This window comes from Streptomyces griseorubiginosus (genome assembly GCF_036345115.1).
Classification (GTDB): domain Bacteria; phylum Actinomycetota; class Actinomycetes; order Streptomycetales; family Streptomycetaceae; genus Streptomyces; species Streptomyces griseorubiginosus_C.
Genome location: NZ_CP107766.1, coordinates 5287388 through 5308016 on the forward strand (window position 1 = coordinate 5287388; position 20629 = coordinate 5308016).

At 71.3% G+C, this 20629-nt stretch carries 16 protein-coding genes; 9 read left to right on the forward strand and 7 right to left on the reverse strand.

All coding sequences use genetic code 11. The features are described 5' to 3' along the window. Positions 1 to 2: 2 nt before the first annotated feature. The 5 genes from OHN19_RS23975 to OHN19_RS23995 are packed head-to-tail and all read left to right on the forward strand — an operon-like array spanning position 3 to position 5976. Positions 3 to 1844, forward strand: coding sequence for an acetyl/propionyl/methylcrotonyl-CoA carboxylase subunit alpha (locus tag OHN19_RS23975; RefSeq protein ID WP_330266149.1), 1842 nt, complete (start codon positions 3 to 5; stop codon positions 1842 to 1844). A gap of 42 nt (positions 1845 to 1886) precedes the next feature. After that, positions 1887 to 3023, forward strand: a complete 1137-nt coding sequence (locus OHN19_RS23980; RefSeq protein ID WP_330266150.1) for an acyl-CoA dehydrogenase — start codon at positions 1887 to 1889, stop codon at positions 3021 to 3023. Between the two features lie 33 nt (positions 3024 to 3056). After that, on the forward strand, positions 3057 to 4625 hold the full coding sequence (locus OHN19_RS23985; protein ID WP_330266151.1) for a 4-coumarate--CoA ligase family protein: 1569 nt from the start codon (positions 3057 to 3059) through the stop codon (positions 4623 to 4625). Continuing rightward, the gene (locus tag OHN19_RS23990; RefSeq protein WP_330266152.1) at positions 4622 to 5356 is read left to right on the forward strand and encodes an enoyl-CoA hydratase family protein; all 735 of its coding nucleotides are present in this window, start codon (positions 4622 to 4624) and stop codon (positions 5354 to 5356) included. Before OHN19_RS23985 ends, OHN19_RS23990 begins: the two co-directional genes overlap by 4 nt. Beyond that, on the forward strand, positions 5344 to 5976 hold the full coding sequence (locus OHN19_RS23995) for a TetR/AcrR family transcriptional regulator (protein ID WP_330266153.1): 633 nt from the start codon (positions 5344 to 5346) through the stop codon (positions 5974 to 5976). Before OHN19_RS23990 ends, OHN19_RS23995 begins: the two co-directional genes overlap by 13 nt. Before the next feature lie 76 nt (positions 5977 to 6052). Here OHN19_RS23995 and OHN19_RS24000 read toward each other — a convergent pair whose 3' ends face one another. Beyond that, the gene (locus OHN19_RS24000; RefSeq protein ID WP_330266154.1) at positions 6053 to 7165 is read right to left on the reverse strand and encodes a citrate synthase 2; all 1113 of its coding nucleotides are present in this window, start codon (positions 7163 to 7165) and stop codon (positions 6053 to 6055) included. A gap of 184 nt (positions 7166 to 7349) precedes the next feature. Between OHN19_RS24000 and pdxH the strand changes: the two genes are divergently transcribed. Next, the gene (gene pdxH / locus OHN19_RS24005; RefSeq protein ID WP_330269693.1) at positions 7350 to 7979 is read left to right on the forward strand and encodes a pyridoxamine 5'-phosphate oxidase; all 630 of its coding nucleotides are present in this window, start codon (positions 7350 to 7352) and stop codon (positions 7977 to 7979) included. 34 nt (positions 7980 to 8013) lie between these two features. Here the strand turns inward: pdxH and OHN19_RS24010 are convergent, their stop codons facing one another. After that, a complete protein-coding gene (locus OHN19_RS24010) occupies positions 8014 to 9420 on the reverse strand; it encodes a PAS domain-containing protein (RefSeq protein WP_330266155.1) in 1407 nt (468 codons plus the stop codon). Positions 9421 to 9537: 117 nt separating this feature from the next. Beyond that, a complete protein-coding gene (locus tag OHN19_RS24015) occupies positions 9538 to 9957 on the reverse strand; it encodes a GNAT family N-acetyltransferase (protein WP_391196861.1) in 420 nt (139 codons plus the stop codon). 623 nt (positions 9958 to 10580) lie between these two features. On the opposite strand from OHN19_RS24015, the gene iscB reads away from it, so the two are divergent. Then, on the forward strand, positions 10581 to 11966 hold the full coding sequence (gene iscB, locus OHN19_RS24020) for an RNA-guided endonuclease IscB (RefSeq protein ID WP_330266157.1): 1386 nt from the start codon (positions 10581 to 10583) through the stop codon (positions 11964 to 11966). Positions 11967 to 12338: 372 nt separating this feature from the next. On the opposite strand, the gene OHN19_RS24025 is transcribed toward iscB, so the two are convergent. Continuing rightward, positions 12339 to 13115: an SIS domain-containing protein gene (locus OHN19_RS24025; RefSeq protein WP_330266158.1), complete on the reverse strand. Its 777-nt coding sequence runs from the start codon at positions 13113 to 13115 to the stop codon at positions 12339 to 12341. A gap of 205 nt (positions 13116 to 13320) precedes the next feature. On the opposite strand from OHN19_RS24025, the gene OHN19_RS24030 reads away from it, so the two are divergent. Beyond that, positions 13321 to 14013, forward strand: coding sequence for a metal-dependent transcriptional regulator (locus tag OHN19_RS24030; RefSeq protein WP_330266159.1), 693 nt, complete (start codon positions 13321 to 13323; stop codon positions 14011 to 14013). A 511-nt stretch (positions 14014 to 14524) separates the two neighbouring features. Next, positions 14525 to 15436 (forward strand): alpha/beta hydrolase, encoded by a 912-nt coding sequence (locus OHN19_RS24035; RefSeq protein ID WP_330266160.1) that lies wholly within the window; start codon positions 14525 to 14527, stop codon positions 15434 to 15436. A gap of 62 nt (positions 15437 to 15498) precedes the next feature. Here the strand turns inward: OHN19_RS24035 and OHN19_RS24040 are convergent, their stop codons facing one another. The 3 genes from OHN19_RS24040 to OHN19_RS24050 all read right to left on the reverse strand — a co-directional run bounded on the left by OHN19_RS24040 (position 15499) and on the right by OHN19_RS24050 (position 20613). Continuing rightward, positions 15499 to 18099: a hypothetical protein gene (locus OHN19_RS24040; RefSeq protein WP_330266161.1), complete on the reverse strand. Its 2601-nt coding sequence runs from the start codon at positions 18097 to 18099 to the stop codon at positions 15499 to 15501. A gap of 157 nt (positions 18100 to 18256) precedes the next feature. Further along, positions 18257 to 19846, reverse strand: a complete 1590-nt coding sequence (locus tag OHN19_RS24045) for a transporter (protein WP_330266162.1) — start codon at positions 19844 to 19846, stop codon at positions 18257 to 18259. After that, positions 19843 to 20613, reverse strand: a complete 771-nt coding sequence (locus tag OHN19_RS24050; RefSeq protein WP_330266163.1) for an ABC transporter ATP-binding protein — start codon at positions 20611 to 20613, stop codon at positions 19843 to 19845. The genes OHN19_RS24045 and OHN19_RS24050 overlap by 4 nt, the downstream gene beginning before the upstream one ends. Between the last annotated feature and the right edge of the window lie 16 nt (positions 20614 to 20629).

Here is a 20629-nt window from a genome sequence, read left to right on the forward strand (position 1 = left end):
CAGTGATCACTTCTGTGCTCGTCGCCAACCGGGGCGAGATCGCCTGCCGGATCTTCCGCACGTGCCGTGAACTGGGCATCCGAACGGTCGCCGTGCACTCCGACCCGGACGCGAACGCCCTCCACACGCGCGTGGCCGACACGGCCGTACGACTCCCGGGCGCGGCCCCCGCCGACACCTACCTGCGCGCCGACCTGATCGTGAAGGCGGCGGTCGCCGCCGGCGCCGACGCCGTCCACCCCGGCTACGGCTTCCTCTCCGAGAACGCCGACTTCGCGAGGGCGGTCCTGGACGCGGGCCTGGTGTGGATCGGCCCGCCCCCGGCCGCGATCGAGGCGATGGCGTCCAAGACGCGCGCGAAGCAACTGATGGGCATCGCCCCGCTCGCGGACGTCACGCCCGCCGACCTGCCCGTGCTGGTGAAGGCGGCCGCGGGCGGCGGCGGCCGCGGCATGCGGGTCGTACGCCGCCTCGAGGACCTGGACCCGGCCCTGAGCAGCGCCCGCGCCGAGGCCGCGAGCGCCTTCGGCGACGGCGAGGTCTTCGTCGAACCGTACGTCGAGGACGGCCGCCATGTGGAGGTCCAGATCCTCGCCGACACCCACGGCACGGTCTGGGCCCTGGGCACCCGCGACTGCTCCCTCCAGCGCCGCCACCAGAAGGTGATCGAGGAGGCCCCGGCCCCCGGCCTGTCCGACGAACTCACCCGACAACTGCACGACTTGGCGGTCCGTGCCGCCCGCGCGGTGGACTACGTGGGTGCGGGCACGGTCGAGTTCCTGGTCGCCGACGGCCGGGCGCACTTCCTGGAGATGAACACCCGCCTCCAGGTCGAACACCCGGTCACCGAGGCCGTGTTCGGCCTCGACCTGGTGGCGGAACAGATCAGGATCGCGGAAGGGGCCGCGCTGGACGACGAACCCCCACGCGCGCGTGGCCACGCGGTGGAGGCCCGCCTCTACGCCGAGGACCCCGCACGGGACTGGACCCCCCAGACGGGCACCCTGCACCGCCTGTCCCTGACCCCGTCCGTCCGCCTGGACACCGGCTACGAGAGCGGTGACCCGATCCCCGTCCACTACGACCCGATGCTCGCCAAGGTCGTCGCCCACGCCCCCACACGAGCGGAGGCGGTCCGCAAACTCGCCGGCGCCCTGGAGGGGGCCACTCTCCACGGCCCGACCACGAACAGGGACCTGCTGGTCAACTCCCTGCGCCACAAGGAGTTCACGACGGGCCGCATGGACACGGGCTTCTACGACCGTCATCTCGCAGAACTCGTGGGGGGAACCGGAGACCCGTACGCCCCTCTCGCGGCGGCCCTCGCGGACGCGGTCGGCCGCTCCCGCTTCGGCGGCTTCCGCAACCTCCACTCGACCCCGCAGACCAAGCGCTACGAGATGGCGGGCGAGGAGCACGAGGTCCGGTACCGGCACACGAGACACGGCCTGGAGGCGGACGGGGTCAGGGTCCTGCACACGGACGCGAGCGGGGTCGTACTCGAAGTGGAGGGCGTACAGCGGAAGTTCGAGGTGACGAGGTACGGCGATCAGCTGTATGTCGGGGGAGTGTCGCTGACGGCCCTACCCCGCTTTGCCGATCCGACGGCCCAACACACCCCCGGTTCCTTGCTGGCACCGATGCCGGGGACGGTCGTAAGGGTCGCGGACGGCCTGACAGAGGGATCCGCGGTAGAAGCCGGTCAACCCCTCCTCTGGCTGGAGGCGATGAAGATGGAACACAAGATCACAGCCCCGGCAGCAGGAAGGCTGAGTGAGCTGCATGCAGTGCCTGGCCGGCAGGTGACGGTCGGTGAATTGCTGGCAGTAGTCCAACCCACCTAGGGGCGCGGGGAACTGCGCGACCAGCCCCCACGAAGGAGCCACATGCCCACGATCGAAACCGACGAGCACAGGTCTCTACGCAACGCCGTATCCGCCCTGGGCAAACGCCACGGCCGCGACTACGACAGAGAAGCCCTTTGGACCGAGGCAGCCAAACTCGGCTACCTAGGAGTCAACCTCCCCGAGGAACACGGAGGCGGAGGCGGCGGAATCGCCGAACTCTCCATCGTCCTCGAAGAACTCGGCGCAGCCGGCGCCCCCCTCCTCATGATGATCGTGTCACCGGCCATCTGCGGCACGGTGATCGCCCGCTTCGGCACCGAGTCCCAGAAACAGGAATGGCTCCCGGCACTCGCCGACGGCACCCGCACGATGGCCTTCGGCATCACGGAACCCGACGCCGGCTCCAACAGCCACCGCATCACCACCACGGCCCGCCGCGACCCGGACACCGGGGACTGGCTCCTCACCGGCCGCAAGGTCTTCGTCTCCGGCGTCGACATAGCCGACGCCACCCTCATCGTCGGCCGCACCGAGGACTCCCGCACCGGCCGCCTCAAGCCCTGCCTGTTCATCGTCCCCCGAGACGCCCCAGGCTTCGGACGGCGCCACATCGAGATGGAACTGAACGCCCAGGAGAAGCAGTTCGAGCTCACCCTCGACGACGTACGCCTCCCCGCCGAAGCCCTCGTAGGAGACGAGGACGCAGGCCTGCTGCAACTCTTCGCCGGCCTCAACCCCGAACGCATCATGACGGCCGCCTTCGCGATCGGCATGGGCCGCTACGCCCTCTCCCAGGCGATCACCTACGCCAAGGACCGCACCGTCTGGAACACCCCCATCGGCGCCCACCAGGCCATCGCCCACCCCCTCGCCCAGGCCCACATCGACCTCGAACTCGCCCGCCTGATGATGCAGAAGGCGGCCCACCTCTACGACGAGGGCGACGACGTGGGCGCGGGCGAGGCCGCCAACATGGCGAAGTACGCCGCCGGGGAGGCCTGTGTGAAGGCCGTGGACCAGGCCGTGCACACCCTCGGCGGCAACGGCCTCACCAAGGAGTTCGGGATCGCCTCACTGATAACGGCCGCGCGCGTGGCTCGTATCGCACCGGTCAGCAGGGAGATGATTCTCAACTACGTCTCCCACCAGACCCTGGGCCTGCCCAAGTCGTACTAGGCCGCCCCGGAAACAGGCCGTCTTGGAGGAACCGTGTTCCGCAGCGAGTACGCAGACGTCCAGCCCGTAGAACTGCCCATCCACGAAGCGGTGTTGGCGCGCGCCGCCGAGTTCGGTGACGCGCCCGCCCTGATCGACGGCACCGACGGCACCACCCTCACCTACGCACAGCTCGACGCGTTCCACCGCCGGGTCGCGGCCGGCCTCGCGGAGGCGGGCGTCGCCCAGGGGGACGTGCTCGCGCTGCACAGCCCCAACACGATCGCCTTCCCGACCGCGTTCTACGCCGCCACCCGCGCGGGCGCCTCCGTGACGACCGTGCACCCGCTCGCCACGCCGGAGGAGTTCGCCAAGCAGCTCTCCGACTCCGCCGCCCGCTGGATCGTCACCGTCTCCCCGCTCCTGGAGACGGCCCGCCGAGCCGCCGAACTCGCGGGCGGGGTACGGGAGATCTTCGTCTGCGACAGCGCCCCCGGTCACCGCTCACTGATCGACATGCTCGCCTCCACGGCCCCCGAGCCGCACATCGACATCGACCCCGTGGCGGACGTGGCGGCGCTGCCGTACTCCTCGGGCACCACCGGCACCCCCAAGGGCGTGATGCTCACGCACCGGCAGATCGCCACCAACCTCGCCCAGCTCGAACCGCTGATGTCGGCGGGCCCCGAGGACCGCATCCTGGCCGTGCTGCCCTTCTTCCACATCTACGGCCTCACGGCCCTGATGAACGCGCCCCTGCGCGTCGGCGCCTCGGTCGTCGTCCTGCCCCGCTTCGACCTGGAGACCTTCCTCGCCGCCATCCAGAACCACCGCATCACCGGTCTCTACGTGGCCCCGCCGATCGTCCTCGCCCTCGCCAAGCACCCGCTGGTCGAGCAGTACGACCTCTCGTCCCTGCGGTACATCGTCAGCGCCGCCGCCCCGCTGGACGCCCGTCTCGCCGCCGCCTGTTCGGCCCGGCTCGGCGTCCCGCCCGTCGGCCAGGCGTACGGCATGACCGAGCTCTCGCCCGGCACCCACGTCGTCCCCCTGTCGGCCATGAGCCAGGCACCCCCGGGGACCGTCGGCAAGCTCATCCCCGGCACCGAGATGCGGATCGTCTCCCTCGACGACCCCGGCAAGGACATCGGCGTCGGCGAGGCCGGCGAGATCCTCATCCGCGGCCCGCAGATCATGAAGGGCTACCTCGGCCGCCCCGACGACACCGCCGCGATGATCGACCCCGACGGCTGGCTGCACACCGGTGACGTCGGCCATGTCGATTCCGACGGCTGGCTGTTCGTCGTCGACCGGGTCAAGGAGCTCATCAAGTACAAGGGCTTCCAGGTGGCCCCCGCCGAACTGGAGGCCCTCCTGCTCACCCACCCCGGCATCGCCGACGCGGCCGTCATCGGCGTCTACGACGAGGACGGCAACGAGGTCCCCCACGCCTTCGTCGTCCGCCAGCCCACCGCCCCCGAGCTCTCCGAGGGAGAGGTCATGATGTACGTCGCCGAACGCGTCGCCCCCTACAAGCGCGTCCGGCAGGTCACCTTCATCGTCGGCGTGCCCCGCGCCGCCTCCGGCAAGATCCTCCGACGACAGCTCAGGGAACGCGTATGACTCCGGTCGCCCGCACGCGCGCGCGTGCCGTCGAGACCCTCACCCTCGACTCCCCGCACAACCGCAACGCCCTCTCGGCGGCCCTGGTGGGGGAGCTGTCCGCCGCGCTCACGGACTGCGCCAAGGATCCCGACGTCCGCGCGATCGTCCTCACCCACACCGGCACCACCTTCTCCGCGGGCGCCGACCTCAAGGACCCCCCGGACCCGGCCGCCCTGGTCGGGCTCCTGCGGCAGATCGTCGAACTCGGCAAACCCGTCGTCGCCCGCGTCACCGGACACGTCCGCGCGGGCGGCCTCGGCCTCCTCGCCGCCTGCGACATCGCGGCCGCGTCCACGGAGTCGACGTTCGCCTTCACGGAGGTACGGATCGGGGTCGCCCCCGCGGTCATCTCCCTGACCCTGCTGCCCCGCACCGACCCCCGCGCCCTCGCCCGCCACTACCTCACCGGCGAGCGCTTCGACGCCGCCGAGGCCGCCCGCATCGGCCTGGTCACGACGGCGGGCGACGACGTGGACGCCGTACTCGAACCGGTCCTCGACGGTCTGCGCCGGTCCGCACCCGAGGCCCTGGCCGAGACGAAACGGCTGCTCACGGCTAGGGTGCTGGAGACCTTCGACCGGGACGCGGCCGCCCTGACCGCGCTCTCGGCCCGGCTGTTCGCCTCACCGCACGCGCGCGAGGGCATGACGGCCTTCCTGGAACGACGGGATCCCTCATGGGTGGTGTGACCACGACGACGACCACGAGCACGACCGGCGACCGCGCCGAACGCAGGCCCAAGCAGGACCGCAGCCGCGCCACCCGCCGGCGCCTCCTCGAAGCCGCCGTGTCCTGCCTGGCCGAACACGGCTGGGCAGGCTCCACGGTCACGGTCGTAGCCGAACGCGCCGGAGTCTCCCGAGGCGCCGCCCAACACCACTTCCCGACGCGCGAGGACCTCTTCACGGCGGCGGTGGAGTACGTGGCGGAGGAACGCTCGACGGCCCTGCGGGCCCTGTTCCCCCAGGGCGCGGCGGACGACCGCAGAGCGGTGATCTCGGCCCTCGTCGATCTCTACACCGGCCCCCTCTTCCGAGCCGCCCTCCACCTCTGGGTCGCCGCCTCCAACGAGGAGCAACTACGCCCCCCGGTGACGGAGTTGGAGGCGAGGGTGGGCCGGGAGACCCACCGGATCGCCGTAGAGCTCCTGGGCGCGGACGAGTCGAAGCCGGGCGTCCGGGAAACGGTCCAGGGCCTCCTGGACATGGCGAGGGGCCTGGGCCTGGCGAACCTGCTGACGGACGACCACGCTCGCCGCGAGAGGGTTGTGGAGCAGTGGGCCGTACTGCTGGACGAGGTGCTGCGTTAGGTCTTTCAGGGGCGCGGGGAACTGCGCGACCAGCCACAAGCAGCCCGCAGTCGCCCACACTCCTCAGGCACCCCCCTCAGTGGGCGATGCTCCCGTACCCCTCGATGTCCTGAGGATCCCGAGAGCCGGGCCCCACATACCGAGCAGAAGGCCGCACCAACCGCCCCGTCCGCTTCTGCTCAAGAATGTGCGCCGACCACCCCGCCGTCCGCGCACACGTGAACATCGACGTGAACATGTGCGCCGGCACCTCCGCGAAGTCCAGCACGATCGCCGCCCAGAACTCCACGTTCGTGGCGAGCACCCGATCCGGCCGCCGCGCATGCAACTCCGCCAGCGCCGCCTTCTCCAGCGCCTCCGCGATCTCGAACCGCGGCGCCCCCAGCTCACGAGCCGTACGACGCAGCACACGCGCGCGGGGGTCCTCGGCCCGGTACACCCGGTGCCCGAACCCCATCAGCCGCTCACCGCGATCCAGCGCCTGCCTGACGTAGGCCTCCGCATCGCCGGTCCGCTCGATCTCCTCGATCATCCCCAGCACCCGGGACGGCGCACCCCCGTGCAGCGGCCCGGACATCGCGCCCACGGCCCCGGAGAGCGCGGCGGCGACATCCGCACCGGTGGAGGCGATCACGCGCGCGGTGAACGTGGACGCGTTCATCCCGTGCTCCGCGGCCGAGGTCCAGTACGCGTCGACGGCCGCGACATGCTTGGGATCCGGCTCCCCGCGCCAGCGGATCATGAACCGCTCGACGACCGACTGCGCCTTGTCGATCTCCCGCTGCGGCACCATCGGCAGCCCCTGCCCGCGCGCCGACTGGGCGACGTAGGACAGGGCCATCACGGCGGCCCGGGCGAGGTCGGCCCGCGCCTGTTCGGCGTCGATGTCGAGCAGCGGCTTGAGCCCCCACACCGGGGCCAGCATCGCGAGCGCAGACTGCACGTCCACGCGGATGTCCCCGGAGTGCACCGGGATCGGGAACGGCTCGGCGGGCGGCAGACCGGGATTGAAGGCGCCGTCGACCAGCAGCCCCCACACGTTGCCGAAGGAGACATGGCCGACCAGGTCCTCGATGTCGACGCCCCGGTACCGCAGGGCGCCGCCCTCCTTGTCCGGTTCGGCGATCTCCGTCTCGAACGCGACGACTCCTTCGAGGCCAGGGACAAAGCCGGGGTCGAAGTCGGACATCAGGCGGCTCCTCATGATGCGTACGACGGATGACGCCACGATATCCCCGGGTGCCACCTTTGGGGAGTGATGCGGCACTCAGTGCCACCAGCGGTCGGCGCCGCCCTCGGTGGGGGAGGCGTCCGTACGGCAAGATGACCGCGTGACCGACGCAGCACACGCCGTCTTCCCGGACCCCGCCTCCATGCGCGAGCAGTACCGCGCGGAGGGCCTCGCCGAGACCGACCTGGCCGCGACCCCCGTCGAACAGTTCGCGCGCTGGTTCAGGCAGGCCGCCACCGAGGCGCACCTCTTCGAACCGAACGCCATGGTCGTCTCCACCGCGGACGCCCAGGGCCGCCCCAGCTCCCGCACGGTGCTCCTGAAGCAGTTCGACGAACAGGGCTTCGTCTTCTTCACCAACTACGACTCCCGCAAGGCGCGGGACCTCGCGCAGAACCCGTACGTCTCGCTGCTCTTCCCCTGGCACCCGATGGCCCGCCAGGTCATCGTCACCGGCCTCGCCCGCCGCACCGGCCGCGACGAGACCGCCGCGTACTTCCGCACCCGCCCGCACGGCTCCCAGCTCGGCGCCTGGGCCAGCGCCCAGTCCTCGGTCGTCGCGTCACGCGAGCAGGTCGACACCGCGTACGCCGACCTCGCCGCCCGCTACCCCGAGGGCGAGCAGGTCCCGGTGCCCCCGCACTGGGGCGGCTTCCGGGTGGCGCCGGAGACGGTCGAGTTCTGGCAGGGCCGCGAGAACCGCCTCCACGACCGCCTGCGCTACGTCACGGAACCGGACGGAACCTGGCGGGTGGAGCGCCTCAGCCCCTGAACCGGCGGTTGTACAGGTCCCTCGGGGACAGGCCCTAGGCCCGCCCCACCACTCCGCCCAGGTCCAGCGCGGACGCGATCCGCACCGCCACGTCCTCCGCGTACACCGCGTCGCTCCGCTCGAACTGCCCCCGCCCCGCACCCCGCAGGAACGTCACGACTCCCAGCGTCCGGCCCCGGCTGCGCAGCACCGCGCACAGCGCGTGCACCACGTCCGAGGGCCACTGGCGGGCCTCCGCCCACTCCCGGGCCCGCTCCGCCGGCACCGTTCCGACGCTCGCCCGCACCGACCCCACCCGGTCCACGCACTGCAACGCCGGATGCCCCTCGCCGTAGCGCACGGGCAGCCCGGAGGCCCCCGAGAGCAGACTCGGCCCCGGCGCCCCGGAGGGCGTAGCGGCGACCCGCACCAGCCGCACCGGGCCCGCCTCCTCGCCGTCGGCCACCGCGGCACCGGCCACCCGGTCGATCAGCGCGTGATCGGCGAACCCGGCCAGCGCGAAGTCCAGGTGGACGACCGCCGCCTCGGCCGGGTCCTCGCACTCCGCCGCCGCCCGGGCCGCCCGGTGCAGCTGGTTGGTCCTGAACCGCAGCAGCGAGGCCTCCTGCTCGCTCTGCTTGGCCTCGGTCACGTCCTGGAACAGCCAGCCCACACCCAACGGTACCGGCTCCTCCGCGAGCGGCGAGGCCAGCCGTACGAACCCGCAGCGCCAGCAGCGCCGCTTCTCGCCGTCCGGTGTCCGCACCCCGACCCAGATCTCCGCCGGGGCCGGCGGCGCGCCCTCGGCCAGCACATGGGTCAGCGCGCTCTCCAGTTCCTCCACGCCCTGCACGAGCAGCTCCCCGAGGGGCCGCCCCAGCACCGACGTACGGCCGACGCCCAGCGACCGGGCCGCGTGCGCGTTGACCACGGCGGGCCGCAGATCGGCGTCGACCAGCACGACACCCCAGGACGCGTCCTCGAAGAGGGCCTCGCTCAGCGCGATCGACCGCTCCAGGTCGATCTGCGTGTGCACCTCGCTGAAGGCGCAGTACACGCCCGCGGGCTTGCCGTCCGGACCCCGAACAGCCGCGGACTGGGTGCGCACCAGCACCCGGCCGCCGTCCTTGGTCAGCAGCGCGAACTCGTGCACCTGGCGGCCGGGCGCCTGCATGGCGGACATCAGGCGCCCCTCGACCTCCTCGGCGTCCGCCGGCCGTACGGCCCACCCCGCGAACCCGTGCCGGCCCACCGCCTCGGCGGCACTCCACCCGAGGATGCGCTCGGCCTCACGGTTCCAGTGGGTGACGACGCCGTCCGCGTCGAAGGCGCACAGGGCCGCGTCCATGCCGTCCAGCAGCGCGGCAAGCAGATCCGAACCGCCCGAGCCGTCCGGACCGTCCGGGCCGGGCCCGTCGGGCCCCAGCTCGTCGGTGGTCCCACTACGCCGGGAAGCACTCACCTGGACCCCCTGCCAGCCGCTCACTAACAATCAATTCAACTCGAACGTGACGCAGCACACACCGGGTTCCCGCAAGATTGAGGGAATCGTTGTACGCCGGAAACGTGTCGCATCCCCCTAAGCGGTCCACCTGTCCGGCCGCAGCCGCAGGTCGACCCACTCGTCGCTCCCGCCGTCCAGCACATACCGGTCGACCTCGACGAACCCGCGCGCCCGCGCGAACCGGGTGCCGTCCTCATTGACGGCCAGCACGCATGTCTCGATCACCCGGGCGCCGAGCACACGCGCATGATCAAGACCCTTCTCGTAGAGAGCCGTCCCGAAACCCCGCCCCCGGTAATCGGGCAGCACCCGCGCGATGACGGTCGCCACGGCATCGTCCCCCTGCGGCGGCCGCACGGTGGAACACCCCACGAGCACGTCCCCGAGATAAGCGTTCTCCAGCCGATTACGCCCCACCCGCTCCCGCACGTCCTCGATCCCCATGGCAGCGGGCGGCACGATCACGTTGTGCACATACCGCCACTCCTCAGCCATGCCGTCCCCGACGACAGGCTCGATCCGCAGATCCGTCACGGACACCACCCGAGAATTGCCCGCCGCCCCACCCGTATTTGTGTCATGCACAGAACGTTACCTGGACGGCGTTTCGAAGATCCCGAGGTTGCTGCGGGAGCAGGTGTCATAGCAGCAAGATCGGCTGGATGTTCGATCATCAGCAGTTTTTCGCACCTATGGGCGCCTTCAGGTGATTCAACGGATCAGCCCGAGCTGGATCGCTAGCGTCGCAGGCAACCCGGACGCGCGAGGTCAGTCGCTCCCCGACCATGAGGTCGTCGGCTGACCAGCTCCAGTCATCACGATCCGAGATCAGGGAGGTGCACCCGATGACTACGTTTCCTGTAGGTGAGCAGACCCACCTGGCTGTGCTTCCTCAGCAGCCCGCTCTGGAATCCGTGGGAGCAGACACCCCTGGGAGCAGCGACGAAACGGCTCACGGACACCCCGCCCCCGCGCGGGGCACCGGCAGGGAACATGAGCGAGGGGAGACCGGCGGGCTCGGCACCGGAGTCCGTCGGCGTCACGCCAGGAACGCTGCCCCGGCAGCGGAGGCGGCAGAGAACAGGAGCGGTGACGCTCCTTCGCACGATCAGTCCTACGTGGGCGGTGTCGGAGCAGGCCGGGTCTTCGTCCTCTCCAAGGACGGGCACCCCCTCATGCCCTGTCATCCGGCCCGCGCCCGCGAGCTCCTACGCAAGGGCAGAGCCTTGGTCGTCCGGCACACACCCTTCGTGATCCGGTTGAAGGACCGCACGCTGGCGGAGTCAGAGGTCGACGGCGTGCACCTGCGCGTCGATCCGGGCTCCAGAGGGACGGGCCTCGCTCTCACGGACGACAAACAGCAAAACGACGGGCAAGGAGGCCTGTTCACGGTCAGGCGAGGGTTGGTCTCGGTCGAACTCCAGCACCGTGGTGACCAGATCAGGCTGTGCATGAGGCAGCGCGCGGGCTACCGGCGCAGACGTCGCTCCGCCAACCACCGTTACCGAGCGCCCCGGCCGGACAACCGGTCCCGGCCGGCGGGCTGGCTACCGCCCTCATTGCGGCACCGTGTCGACACCACCTACGCCGTGGCATCCCGCCTTTGCAGATACGCGCCGGTCACCGAGGTCCACGTGGAAAGCACGGCTTTCGACGTCCACGCCATGAGTGCTGACAGGCCCCTCGCCGACCTGGAGTACCAGCAAGGAACGCTGGCCGGGATCGAAGCCCGGGCCTACCTGCGCTTCAGGTGGAACAACGCCTGCGCCTACTGCGACGCCACGGATGTCCCTCTGAACATCGAGCACCTCACCCCTCGCGGCCGAGGGGGCTCGAACCGTATCTCCAACCTCGTCCTTGCCTGTGTCCCCTGCAACAGAGCCAAGAGCAGTCTGCCCGTCGAGATCTTCCTCGCCGACCGCCCTGAGCGCCTTGCAAAGATCCTCCGGCAAGCCAGGACACCACTCAACGACGCTGCCGCGATGAACGCGACCCGTTGGCAGCTCCTGCAGTGGCTCAGGAAACTCGGCAGACCGGTGAACCCCTGGTCCAGTGCGCGAACACACTGGAATCGCCATGCGACGGGGTTGGGCAAGACGCACACGGTGGACGCGCTGTGCGTCGGAAACCTGGACCACGAGAGCGGTGACGCGATCGTGCGGCTCCCGGATCGGGCGCTGGTCGTCAAGGCCACCGGGCGGGGCTCGTACGCACGCACCACTCCGGACCGGTTCGGGTTCCCGCGCTTGCGGCGGGCCCGCGTCAAGCGCCACTTCGGATTCACCACCGGCGATCTCGTGCGTGCCGTCGTGCCGGCGGGCAAGTGGGCGGGTGTGTGGACGGGCCGGGTCTCGGTCCGCGCCACAGGACGACACAGCCTCACCACACCGGCGGGCAGGATCGATGTCTCTCACCGGAAGCTGCGGCTGCTGCAACGGGCCGACGGCTACGGGTATGCCTTCCGGGCCGAAGGGGGCCCGTCAACATCTCGGAAAACCGGTTGAGAGGTGGCCAGTGGGTTCCTAGGGTGTGTCTTACCGAGGAGAGGAGGTGGTTCGGAGCATGTATGCACACCGGACGTCGGAGGTGGCTGCGGGCTAGCGGCCCGTCACCCACCGAGTGCGGTGCCGGACCAGCGTGTACGAGATACGCGCAGCCGGCCAATTCAACGCAGTCACCCGACCCGCGAGCTCGCCGGTAACGTCCGGCCGGCTCCCCGCCCAGGCGGAGGAACCCGAGCTCGCGGGTCGTCTGCGTGTGTGGGGTCACCACCTGGTGAGGGAGACCGGAGGACCGGCCGAGCCCGGCGTGCTCGCTCCGCCGCGGTAACTCCGCTCGCCCATGGCCGCTCACCCGGAGTCCGTCCGGCACTCCCTTCAGTGCCGGTAGAAGATCCGGTCCCCGTACTCCTCGAAGACCCGGTCGTTCCACTCCAGGCCGCCGTCCACGTTGCCCGAGCGCAGGAGGGGCGGTTGGATGCCGCGGGAGGCCAGGGCGCCTGCCGCTGAGGCCATGACTGCCTGGAGGAGGGCCGAGGTCACCACCGTGGAGGCCGGGGCGAAGGGGGCCGGGACGGTGTCCAGGGTGAGTTCCGCGTCGCCGACGGAGATCTTGGAGTCGAGCACGACGTCGCAGTGGTCCTTGAGGAAGGTGCCCGAGCTGTGGCGGGGCTTGGTCGCGGTCGTGTAGGCGACCGACGTGACGCCGATGACCTTCACGCCGAGGCCGCGCGCGGTCAGGGCCATCTCGACGGGGAGCGCGTTGCGGCCGGACAGGGAGATGATCACCAGGGCGTCGCCCGCGCGGAGCGGGGAGCAGCTCAGGACCGCGCTCGCGAGGCCGTCCACCCGCTCCAGGGCGGAGCCCAGGGTCGCGGGCCTGACGTCGACGCCCACGACCCCCGGCACGGTCAGCAGGTTCATGAGGGCCAGCCCGCCGGCCCGGTAGACCAGGTCCTGCGCGGCGAGCGAGGAGTGCCCGGCGCCGAAGGCGAAGAGGCGGCCCCCGGCGGCGACGGTGTCGGCGAGCAGCTCGCCGGCCGCCGCGACGGACTCGCCCTCCTCGTCCCGGACCCGTTCCAGGAGTCCGATCGCGGCGTCGAGGAACTGCCCGGACAGCTTGCCGTCGGCGCGCGCGGAGCCCGTCTCGCCCATGCGTCATCAACCCTTCGTCGCTGTGTCGCGGATCACCGTGCGGTCTGGACCACTGGGATGTCAATACGGTCGCGAGCCTGCTCGTCACCGCTCGGTTACACCGGCGCGGCACGCTTGTCAGTGGTATCCGGCAGAATTGACGCCAGGGCCAGCGCACGCGCCGGGAAGCTGTCGTGCTTCCGGCAGATCTCATCAAGGGGCACGTATGTCCGGACTGATCGACACCACGGAGATGTATCTCCGCACCATCCTCGAGCTGGAGGAGGAAGGTGTGGTCCCCATGCGCGCCCGGATCGCCGAGCGGCTGGACCAGAGCGGACCCACGGTCAGCCAGACCGTGGCGCGGATGGAGCGTGACGGCCTGGTGTCCGTCGCCACCGACCGGCACCTGGAGCTGACGGACGAGGGCCGCCGGCTGGCCACGCGCGTGATGCGCAAGCACCGCCTCGCCGAGTGTCTGCTGGTCGACGTGATCGGCCTGGAGTGGGAGCAGGTCCACGCGGAGGCGTGTCGCTGGGAGCACGTGATGAGCGAGGCGGTGGAGCGCCGGGTGCTGGAGCTGCTGCGCCACCCGACCGAGTCGCCGTACGGCAACCCGATCCCGGGGCTGGAGGAGCTGGGCGAGAAGGACGGCGCCGACCCGTTCCTGGACGAGGGCATGGTGTCGCTGGCCGAGCTGGACCCGGGTCTCGACGGCAAGACGGTCGTCGTACGCCGTATCGGCGAGCCGATCCAGACGGACGCGCAGCTGATGTACACGTTGCGCCGCGCGGGTGTGCAGCCCGGTTCGGTGGTGAGCGTGACGGAGTCGGCCGGCGGGGTGCTGGTGGGCAGTGGTGGTGAGGCGGCCGAGCTGGAGTCGGACGTCGCCTCGCATGTGTTCGTGGCCAAGCGCTGAGCCGTGCCGCGAGGGGGTGGCGCCGGTTCTGCGTGGCCGGAAACCGTGAGGCGGTCGCGGCGGTTCCGGTCCCGTCGAATCCGAGATTCGCGGTGCGGAATCGCAGCGCTTCGGCGCTTCCCGTGCGAGGCTGTCGCGTGAGGCATATGACCTGAGGGGGCGGGCGGATGTGCCGTAGACGTGTGGATGGCCCCGGCACCTTTCGGCGCCGGGGCCTGTCCTCCCCTGTGCTGACCCGGAGCCCCGAGCTCCCAGGGTCATTCCCCTCGGACCGATTTCCCCGAGCGGTCCGCCTCCCGCTGAAGATCTCCCCTCGGCGGCGGCGATCATTCCTTGAGTGCGGTCACTCGAACGAGGGGTGTTGCCGCGCGAGAACCCATTTTCGAATACGTATTCGATAGTCTGGGTGTGACGGGGCGCGGGGGACGTGCGCTGCAGGGATGGGCGACGAGAAAGCGGCGGACAGGGCAAGCACGGCAGGCACATCAGTCAGGGGGCCAGGGGGGTGCCAATGGCGCGGCGCATCGACGTGACCGGGGCGGGCGGCGTACGTCTCGCGGCCTGGGAGTTCGGCGATCCTCCCAAGACCGACCCGGCGGACCCGGCCACGCACGCCGCCGACCCCCCGGAGAAACGATCACCCGGGGTCCTCTTACTCCACGGCCTGATGGGCCGTGCCTCGCACTGGGCGTCCACCGCCCGCTGGCTCTCCGAGCGGTACCGGGCCGTCGCGCTCGACCAGCGCGGTCACGGCCAGAGCGACAAGCCCCCTCGGGCCGCCTTCACCCGTGACGCGTACGTCGAGGACGCTGAAGCCGCCCTCGAACAGCTGGACCTGGCCCCCGTCGTCCTCATCGGCCACGCGATGGGCGCCCTGACCGCCTGGCAGCTCGCCGCCCGGCGCCCCGACCTGGTCCGCGGGGTGATCATCTGCGACATGCGGGCCTCCGCCCTCGGCGCCGCCTCGCAGCGGGAGTGGGGCGAGTGGTTCAGGACCTGGCCGGTCCCCTTCGCCACCCTCGCCGACGTCCGCAAGTGGTTCGGCGAGGACGACCCCTGGGTGGAGCGGCCCAACCCGGCGCGCGGCGAGTTCTACGCCGAGGTGATGGCCGAGTCCCCCGACGGCTGGCGTCCCGTCTTCGAGCCGGAGCAGATGCTCCAGTCCCGTGAGACCTGGGTCTACGACGCCCACTGGGAGGAACTCACCCAGGTCAGGTGCCCCGCCCTGGTCGTCCGCGGCCTCGACGGCGAGCTGGGCCGCGCCGAGGCCCAGGAGATGGTTCGCGTGCTGCCCCGCGGCCAGTACGCCGAGGTCGCCGAGGCGGGCCACCTCGTCCACTACGACCAGCCGGAGGCCTGGCGGGCCGCGATAGAGCCCTTCCTGGACGGCCTGGGCGATCTGGAGCCCACCGACACCGACTGAGGCTCTTCGCCTCGGGACGGACCGGCCCCCGGCGGATCGGGTCCACCGGGGGCCGGGCGCGGTCAGCGCACGTCGACGTAGTCACCGCCGGCCGTGGCGGTCGCGGTGGTGACACTGCCCGCGAAGGAGTAGCGCCAGTAGCCGTCGGTGGTCGCCTTGACCGTGGTCTTCAGGTTCCCGGTGCTGTTCGTCGTGACCGTCTTCACGGTCGTGTACGTGCTCGCGCCCTTCTTGCGGAACTGGAGCCGGACCTTCTGGCCCGCGTATCCGTGGAAGCCGCCGAGGGTCTCCCAGTCGGCCCGGGAGAGCTTCCCGGTCACGGTGAGGGTCTTGTTCCTGGCGACGGGCTCGGGCGAGGCGTTGACCGTGAGGGCCGCGTCCCGCAGCAGCGGCACCGACCGCACCGCGTGCCGGTCGGTGAACCCGCTGCCGTCCGCGGACTCGGCCCAGGCGGCCGTGTTCCAGGTGCCGGCGAGCGCGTTGCGCCCGAAGTTCCAGCGGGGCTGGATGTAGGCGAACTGCGCCGTGCAGGTCGCCGTCGTCGCGTCGACCTTGGTGCAGGACGCGGGCCAGGTGCCGTAGAGGACCGCGCTCGGGGCGTCGTAGGACCCCTTGTAGAGGTACAGGTCGCCGCCCGTGATGCCGGACGGGTCGGTGGCGGTGAACTTCGCCGTGAACTCCTGGAGCGGCTGGTCGTGGAGCCGGACCGGCTTGCCGCCGTTGACGACGACGTCGGAGATCCGGGTCGGGCCGGCCGTCTCGTCGCCCAGCCGGGCGGGTCCGGCGAAGGCCCGCACGAGGGTGCGGCTGAGGCTGCCGCCCAGGTCGTCGACGGCGGTGACGCGCAGGGTGACGTAGGCGGCGTCGGCCGGGACGGTGTACTGCGCCGAACCGTCCGCCGGGAGCGGCAGGTCGGCCCAGGTGGTACCGCCGTCGGTGGAGGCGGCGAGGCCGGTCACGCGCGTGTGCGCGCTGTCGGCGTCGGCGTTGCGGGTGGCCGCGGTCGCGGTGACCCGCACGGTCCCGGCGGCGGCCCGGCCCGAACCGTCGAGGCCCGAGACCTTCACCCGGGCGTCGATCAGCGGCAGCACCCGCCCGGCGACCCCGGTGGAGGTGCTGCTCGCGCGGAACGTCCAGGTATTGCGCACGTCCGTGGCCAGCCGCGCGTACGGCACCCGGCGGTGCGTGGTCTGCTCCAGGGTGTACGACTGCTCCCGCACCGGCAGCGCCGAGGAGGTCAGCGAGTGGTACGCGTCGATGCCGGAACCGTCGGCGTAGACGATGCCGTCCGCGCCGGTCACCCGGTACGAGGAGCGTGCGCGGCCGTCGGTCCCCTGGTGCCCGTCGGCGTCGCCGAAGGCGCTGCCCTCGTCCAGGTAGAGCCGGTGGTTGTAGAGCTCCGAGCCGGTGCCCTCGCCGAGGACGGGCTGGAGCGGGGCCGCGCCCAGTGTCTCGCCCGCGGCGGTGCCGGCGGGCAGGGTGCGGGGGGCCAGGTTGAGGTACTGGTCGAAGGTGCCGTAGTCCAGGATCCGGCCGTACTCGACGCCCGGGGTGGCGTACTCGGTGACCGAACCGGCCACCGGCACCGCGGAGCCGATGTAGACGCCGGTCCACTCGCCGAAGTCGGGCACCGACTGGAGGAAGGCGGTCGTGCGGGTGCCCGGGGCGCCGATCTTGGTGACCGTCCTGGCCAGGGAGGCCTGGGCGATCTTCTTGACGGGCGAGGCCGGCACGGTGTTCTTGAAGCTGTGGGTGAGGTCGTAGCGGTAGGGGCTCGGGACGTTCGCCGAGGAGCCCTTCTTGGCCAGCACGTCGTGGATGCGCAGGGAGACGCCCGGCATGGTGAACGGCGTGACGTACACCTTGGCGTCGTCGGCGCCCGCGAAGCCCGCCAGGTCGCCGCCCGGCACGCTCAGCCAGACCGCGGCCGACTGCCGGGTGGCGGTGGTGTCGTCGGTGCGGATGCCGGTCTCCTTGGCCGCCCGCTGGTCGAAGCTCACCGTCTTCGCTGCTGAGCTGACCGTGAAGGACTGCGCGAGCAGATAGCTGGGCTGGAGGAAGTCGGAGTGCAGCGCCACCGCGAAGTAGTCTCCCGGCGGCAGCTTGACGCTCGACGTCGGCCCGCCCCCGTCGCTGTTGACCGGGTACGAGGTCCAGTTCGTGCGGTTCCAGACGTAGAACAGCTTGCTCGCCACGTAGTCCGCGTGCGTGATCGTCAGCTTGACGGAGTACGTCCCCGCGGCGGCGGCGGCCGTGGTCGTGGAAGGGGTGGCGGTGGCCGGCTTGAGCGCGAGGCTCGCCGGCGCCCGGTCCGCCGCACGCTCGGCGCTGGGCCGCACGGTGACCCGGCCGTCGAGCGACGCGACCGAGTAGCGGGTCCGCTCCGCGCGGTCCGCGGCGGTGATGCGCAGGTTCCGGCCGCCGACCAGGCCGACACGGTCGCCATTGCCCAACTCGGCTCCGTCAGCGCCCGGTCGAGCGCGGACCACCCCTGTGCCGGCCTTCGCCGGAGTCTCCCCGGCCTTCGCCGGAATCTCCCCGGCCTGCACCGGAGACGCCCCGGCCTGCACGGGAGCGGCCCCGGCCGAAGGCGCGAGCAGTACCGACGCGGTCAGAACCGCCCCGCACAGCCCCGCCCCGACGGATCTTCGAACACCGTTCATGAATAAGCCCCCTTGCCCCTGATCCCCTGGTCCCGCAATCCCCTGGTCCTGCGACCCTGATCCCCCGTAGCGACCTTCCCGGTCACACCCCACAGGAGTCGCACAGTTCACTCTAGACAGGGGGTCCGACACCGGCCCCGGCCGCCCCGACGATCCGTCAGCCCTTGCTGACCGCCGTGAGGATCTCCGGCAGCTGCCGGGCCGTCCGCGGTGCCGCCAGCCGCAGCCCCGCGAGGGTGATCACCGCCCCGTAGGCCGCGCCCACCGGAAGCAGCACCCAGCTCCACCCGTCGCCGCCCGCGCTGACGTTGGCCCAGACCGCCAGGGCGATCACCGGCGCGCACAGCAGCGCGGCCGAGACCATCCCGCCGACGATGGCGGCCGCGGCGAGCCCCGCCTGCCCCGGGGCCACGTTCTTGTGGCCCTCCTGCGGAATCGAGTACGGGAAGCGCGCCGACGTCCACGCCCCGGTCGCCAGCATCGCCCCGAGCAGCGCGAAGGACATGCCGAGCACCTCGGGCAGCTTCGGCCAGTCGCCGATCAGCGCGGTCGTCACCACGGTGACGAGCGTGGCGTACGGCAGGGTGATGACCAGCAACGCCAGCGCACGCGCGCGGAGTTCGGCATAGGCGTCCCGCGTGGAGGAGATGGTCAGCGCGACCATCCAGAACGCGGAGGTGTCCTGCCCGAACTGGTTGTACATCTGCACACCGAGCATCCCGGCGGCGAAGCAGGAGAAGTAGATCGACCCGGTGCCCTGCACCGCGTTGAACACCGGCACGATCAGACCGATGGCCAGCGAGGTCACCCACGCGGCCTTCGTCTTGGGGTCGCGCCACACATAGCGCAGACTGCGCTCCATCACGGTGCCGGTGCGGCCGCCGGGCAGCAGCCGCGCGAGCCCGGTCGAGGTCCGCTCCCGGGCGGCCCCCTGGACGGACGGCAGCGTGGAGCCGTCGGGCGAGGTCATCAGCCGGGTGAGATGACGCGACCAGAGGGCGAGCAGACCGGCCAACGCGACTGCGGACAAGGCGAGTTGCAGAACGGCCGTCCCGTACGACCCCTCGCTCGCCGAGTCAACCGCCCCGAGCGCGGACGCGGGCGGGATCCACTCCAGCACCTCGGCCGGCCCGTCCAACTGCCCGAGACCGCCCTCGCCGAGCCGCTGCGCCCCGAAGTTCACCACCTGCGCCCCGACGGCGATGACCAGTCCGCTCAGCACCGCCAGATCACGGCCCTTGCGACTGCTCAGCAGCCGCAGGTTGGCCACCGCGACCGCCCGCGCGAGGGCCACGCACACCAGCAGCGCGAGCAGCACGGCGACCACGGAGAGGACGTACGCCACCACCCCGTGCGCGACGGCGACGACGGACCCGACGAGCATGCAGAGGGTGAACACCGGCCCGATGCCGACCAGGGAGGCCACCAGCAGTGCCCGCACCAGGGGCCGGGGCCGCAGCGGCAGCATCACCAGCCGGGTGGGGTCGAGGGTCTCGTCGCCGCCGGGGAAGAACAGCGGCATGACGGCCCAGCCGACCGCGAGGACGGCGACCAGGGGGACGACGACGGCCTCCGCGTGCTCGTTGCCGCGCAGCACGACCAGCCCGATCAGCTGGAGGGCGGAGAAGAGCAGCACGGCGACGGCCGAGCCGATGTACGCGGCCCGTCGCCCACCGGACTGCCGCAGACCGTTCCTGAGCAGCGACAGCTTCAGCCGTACGACGACCGGGGTGATGTCGGTCGTCATCGGGCCCCGCCGCCCAGCCAGTCGAGATCGGACCCGGTGTCCCGCCCCTGCGCGCCGACGAGTTCGAGGAACGCCTTCTGCAACGAGGGGGCGGAACCCCGCACCTCGTCGAGCGTGCCGTGGGCGCGGATGCGGCCGGCGGCCATGACGGCCACCCAGTCGCACAGGGACTCCACGAGCTCCATCACGTGCGAGGAGAAGACGACGGTGGCGCCGGAGCCGGTGTACCGCTCGAGCACGCCCCGGATGGTCTGCGCGGAGACCGGGTCGACTCCCTCGAACGGCTCGTCGAGGAACAGCACTTCGGGATTGTGGAGCAGGGCGGTCGCGAGCCCGATCTTCTTCCGCATCCCGGTCGAGTAGTCGACGACCAGTTTGTGCTGGGCTCCCGCGAGATCCAGCACGTCGAGCAGTTGGGAGGCCCGCCGGTCGACCTCGGCCCCGGGCAGCCCCCGCAACCGCCCGGAGTAGGCGAGCAGTTCCCGTCCGGAGAGCCGCTCGAACAGCCGTAGTCCTTCGGGCAGTACCCCGATTCTGGCCTTCACCGCCACCGGGTCCTGCCACACGTCGTGGCCGACGACGGAGACGGACCCCTGATCGGGCCGCAGCAGCCCGGTCACCATGGAGAGAGTGGTGGTCTTCCCGGCTCCGTTGGGCCCGACGAGCCCGATGAACTTCCCGGCAGGCAGCTCCAGGTCAATCCCGGCAACGGCCACCTGCTGCCCGAACCGCTTCCAGAGCCCCCGCACACTCACAGCCGACGTCATGAACGCCAACCCTAGA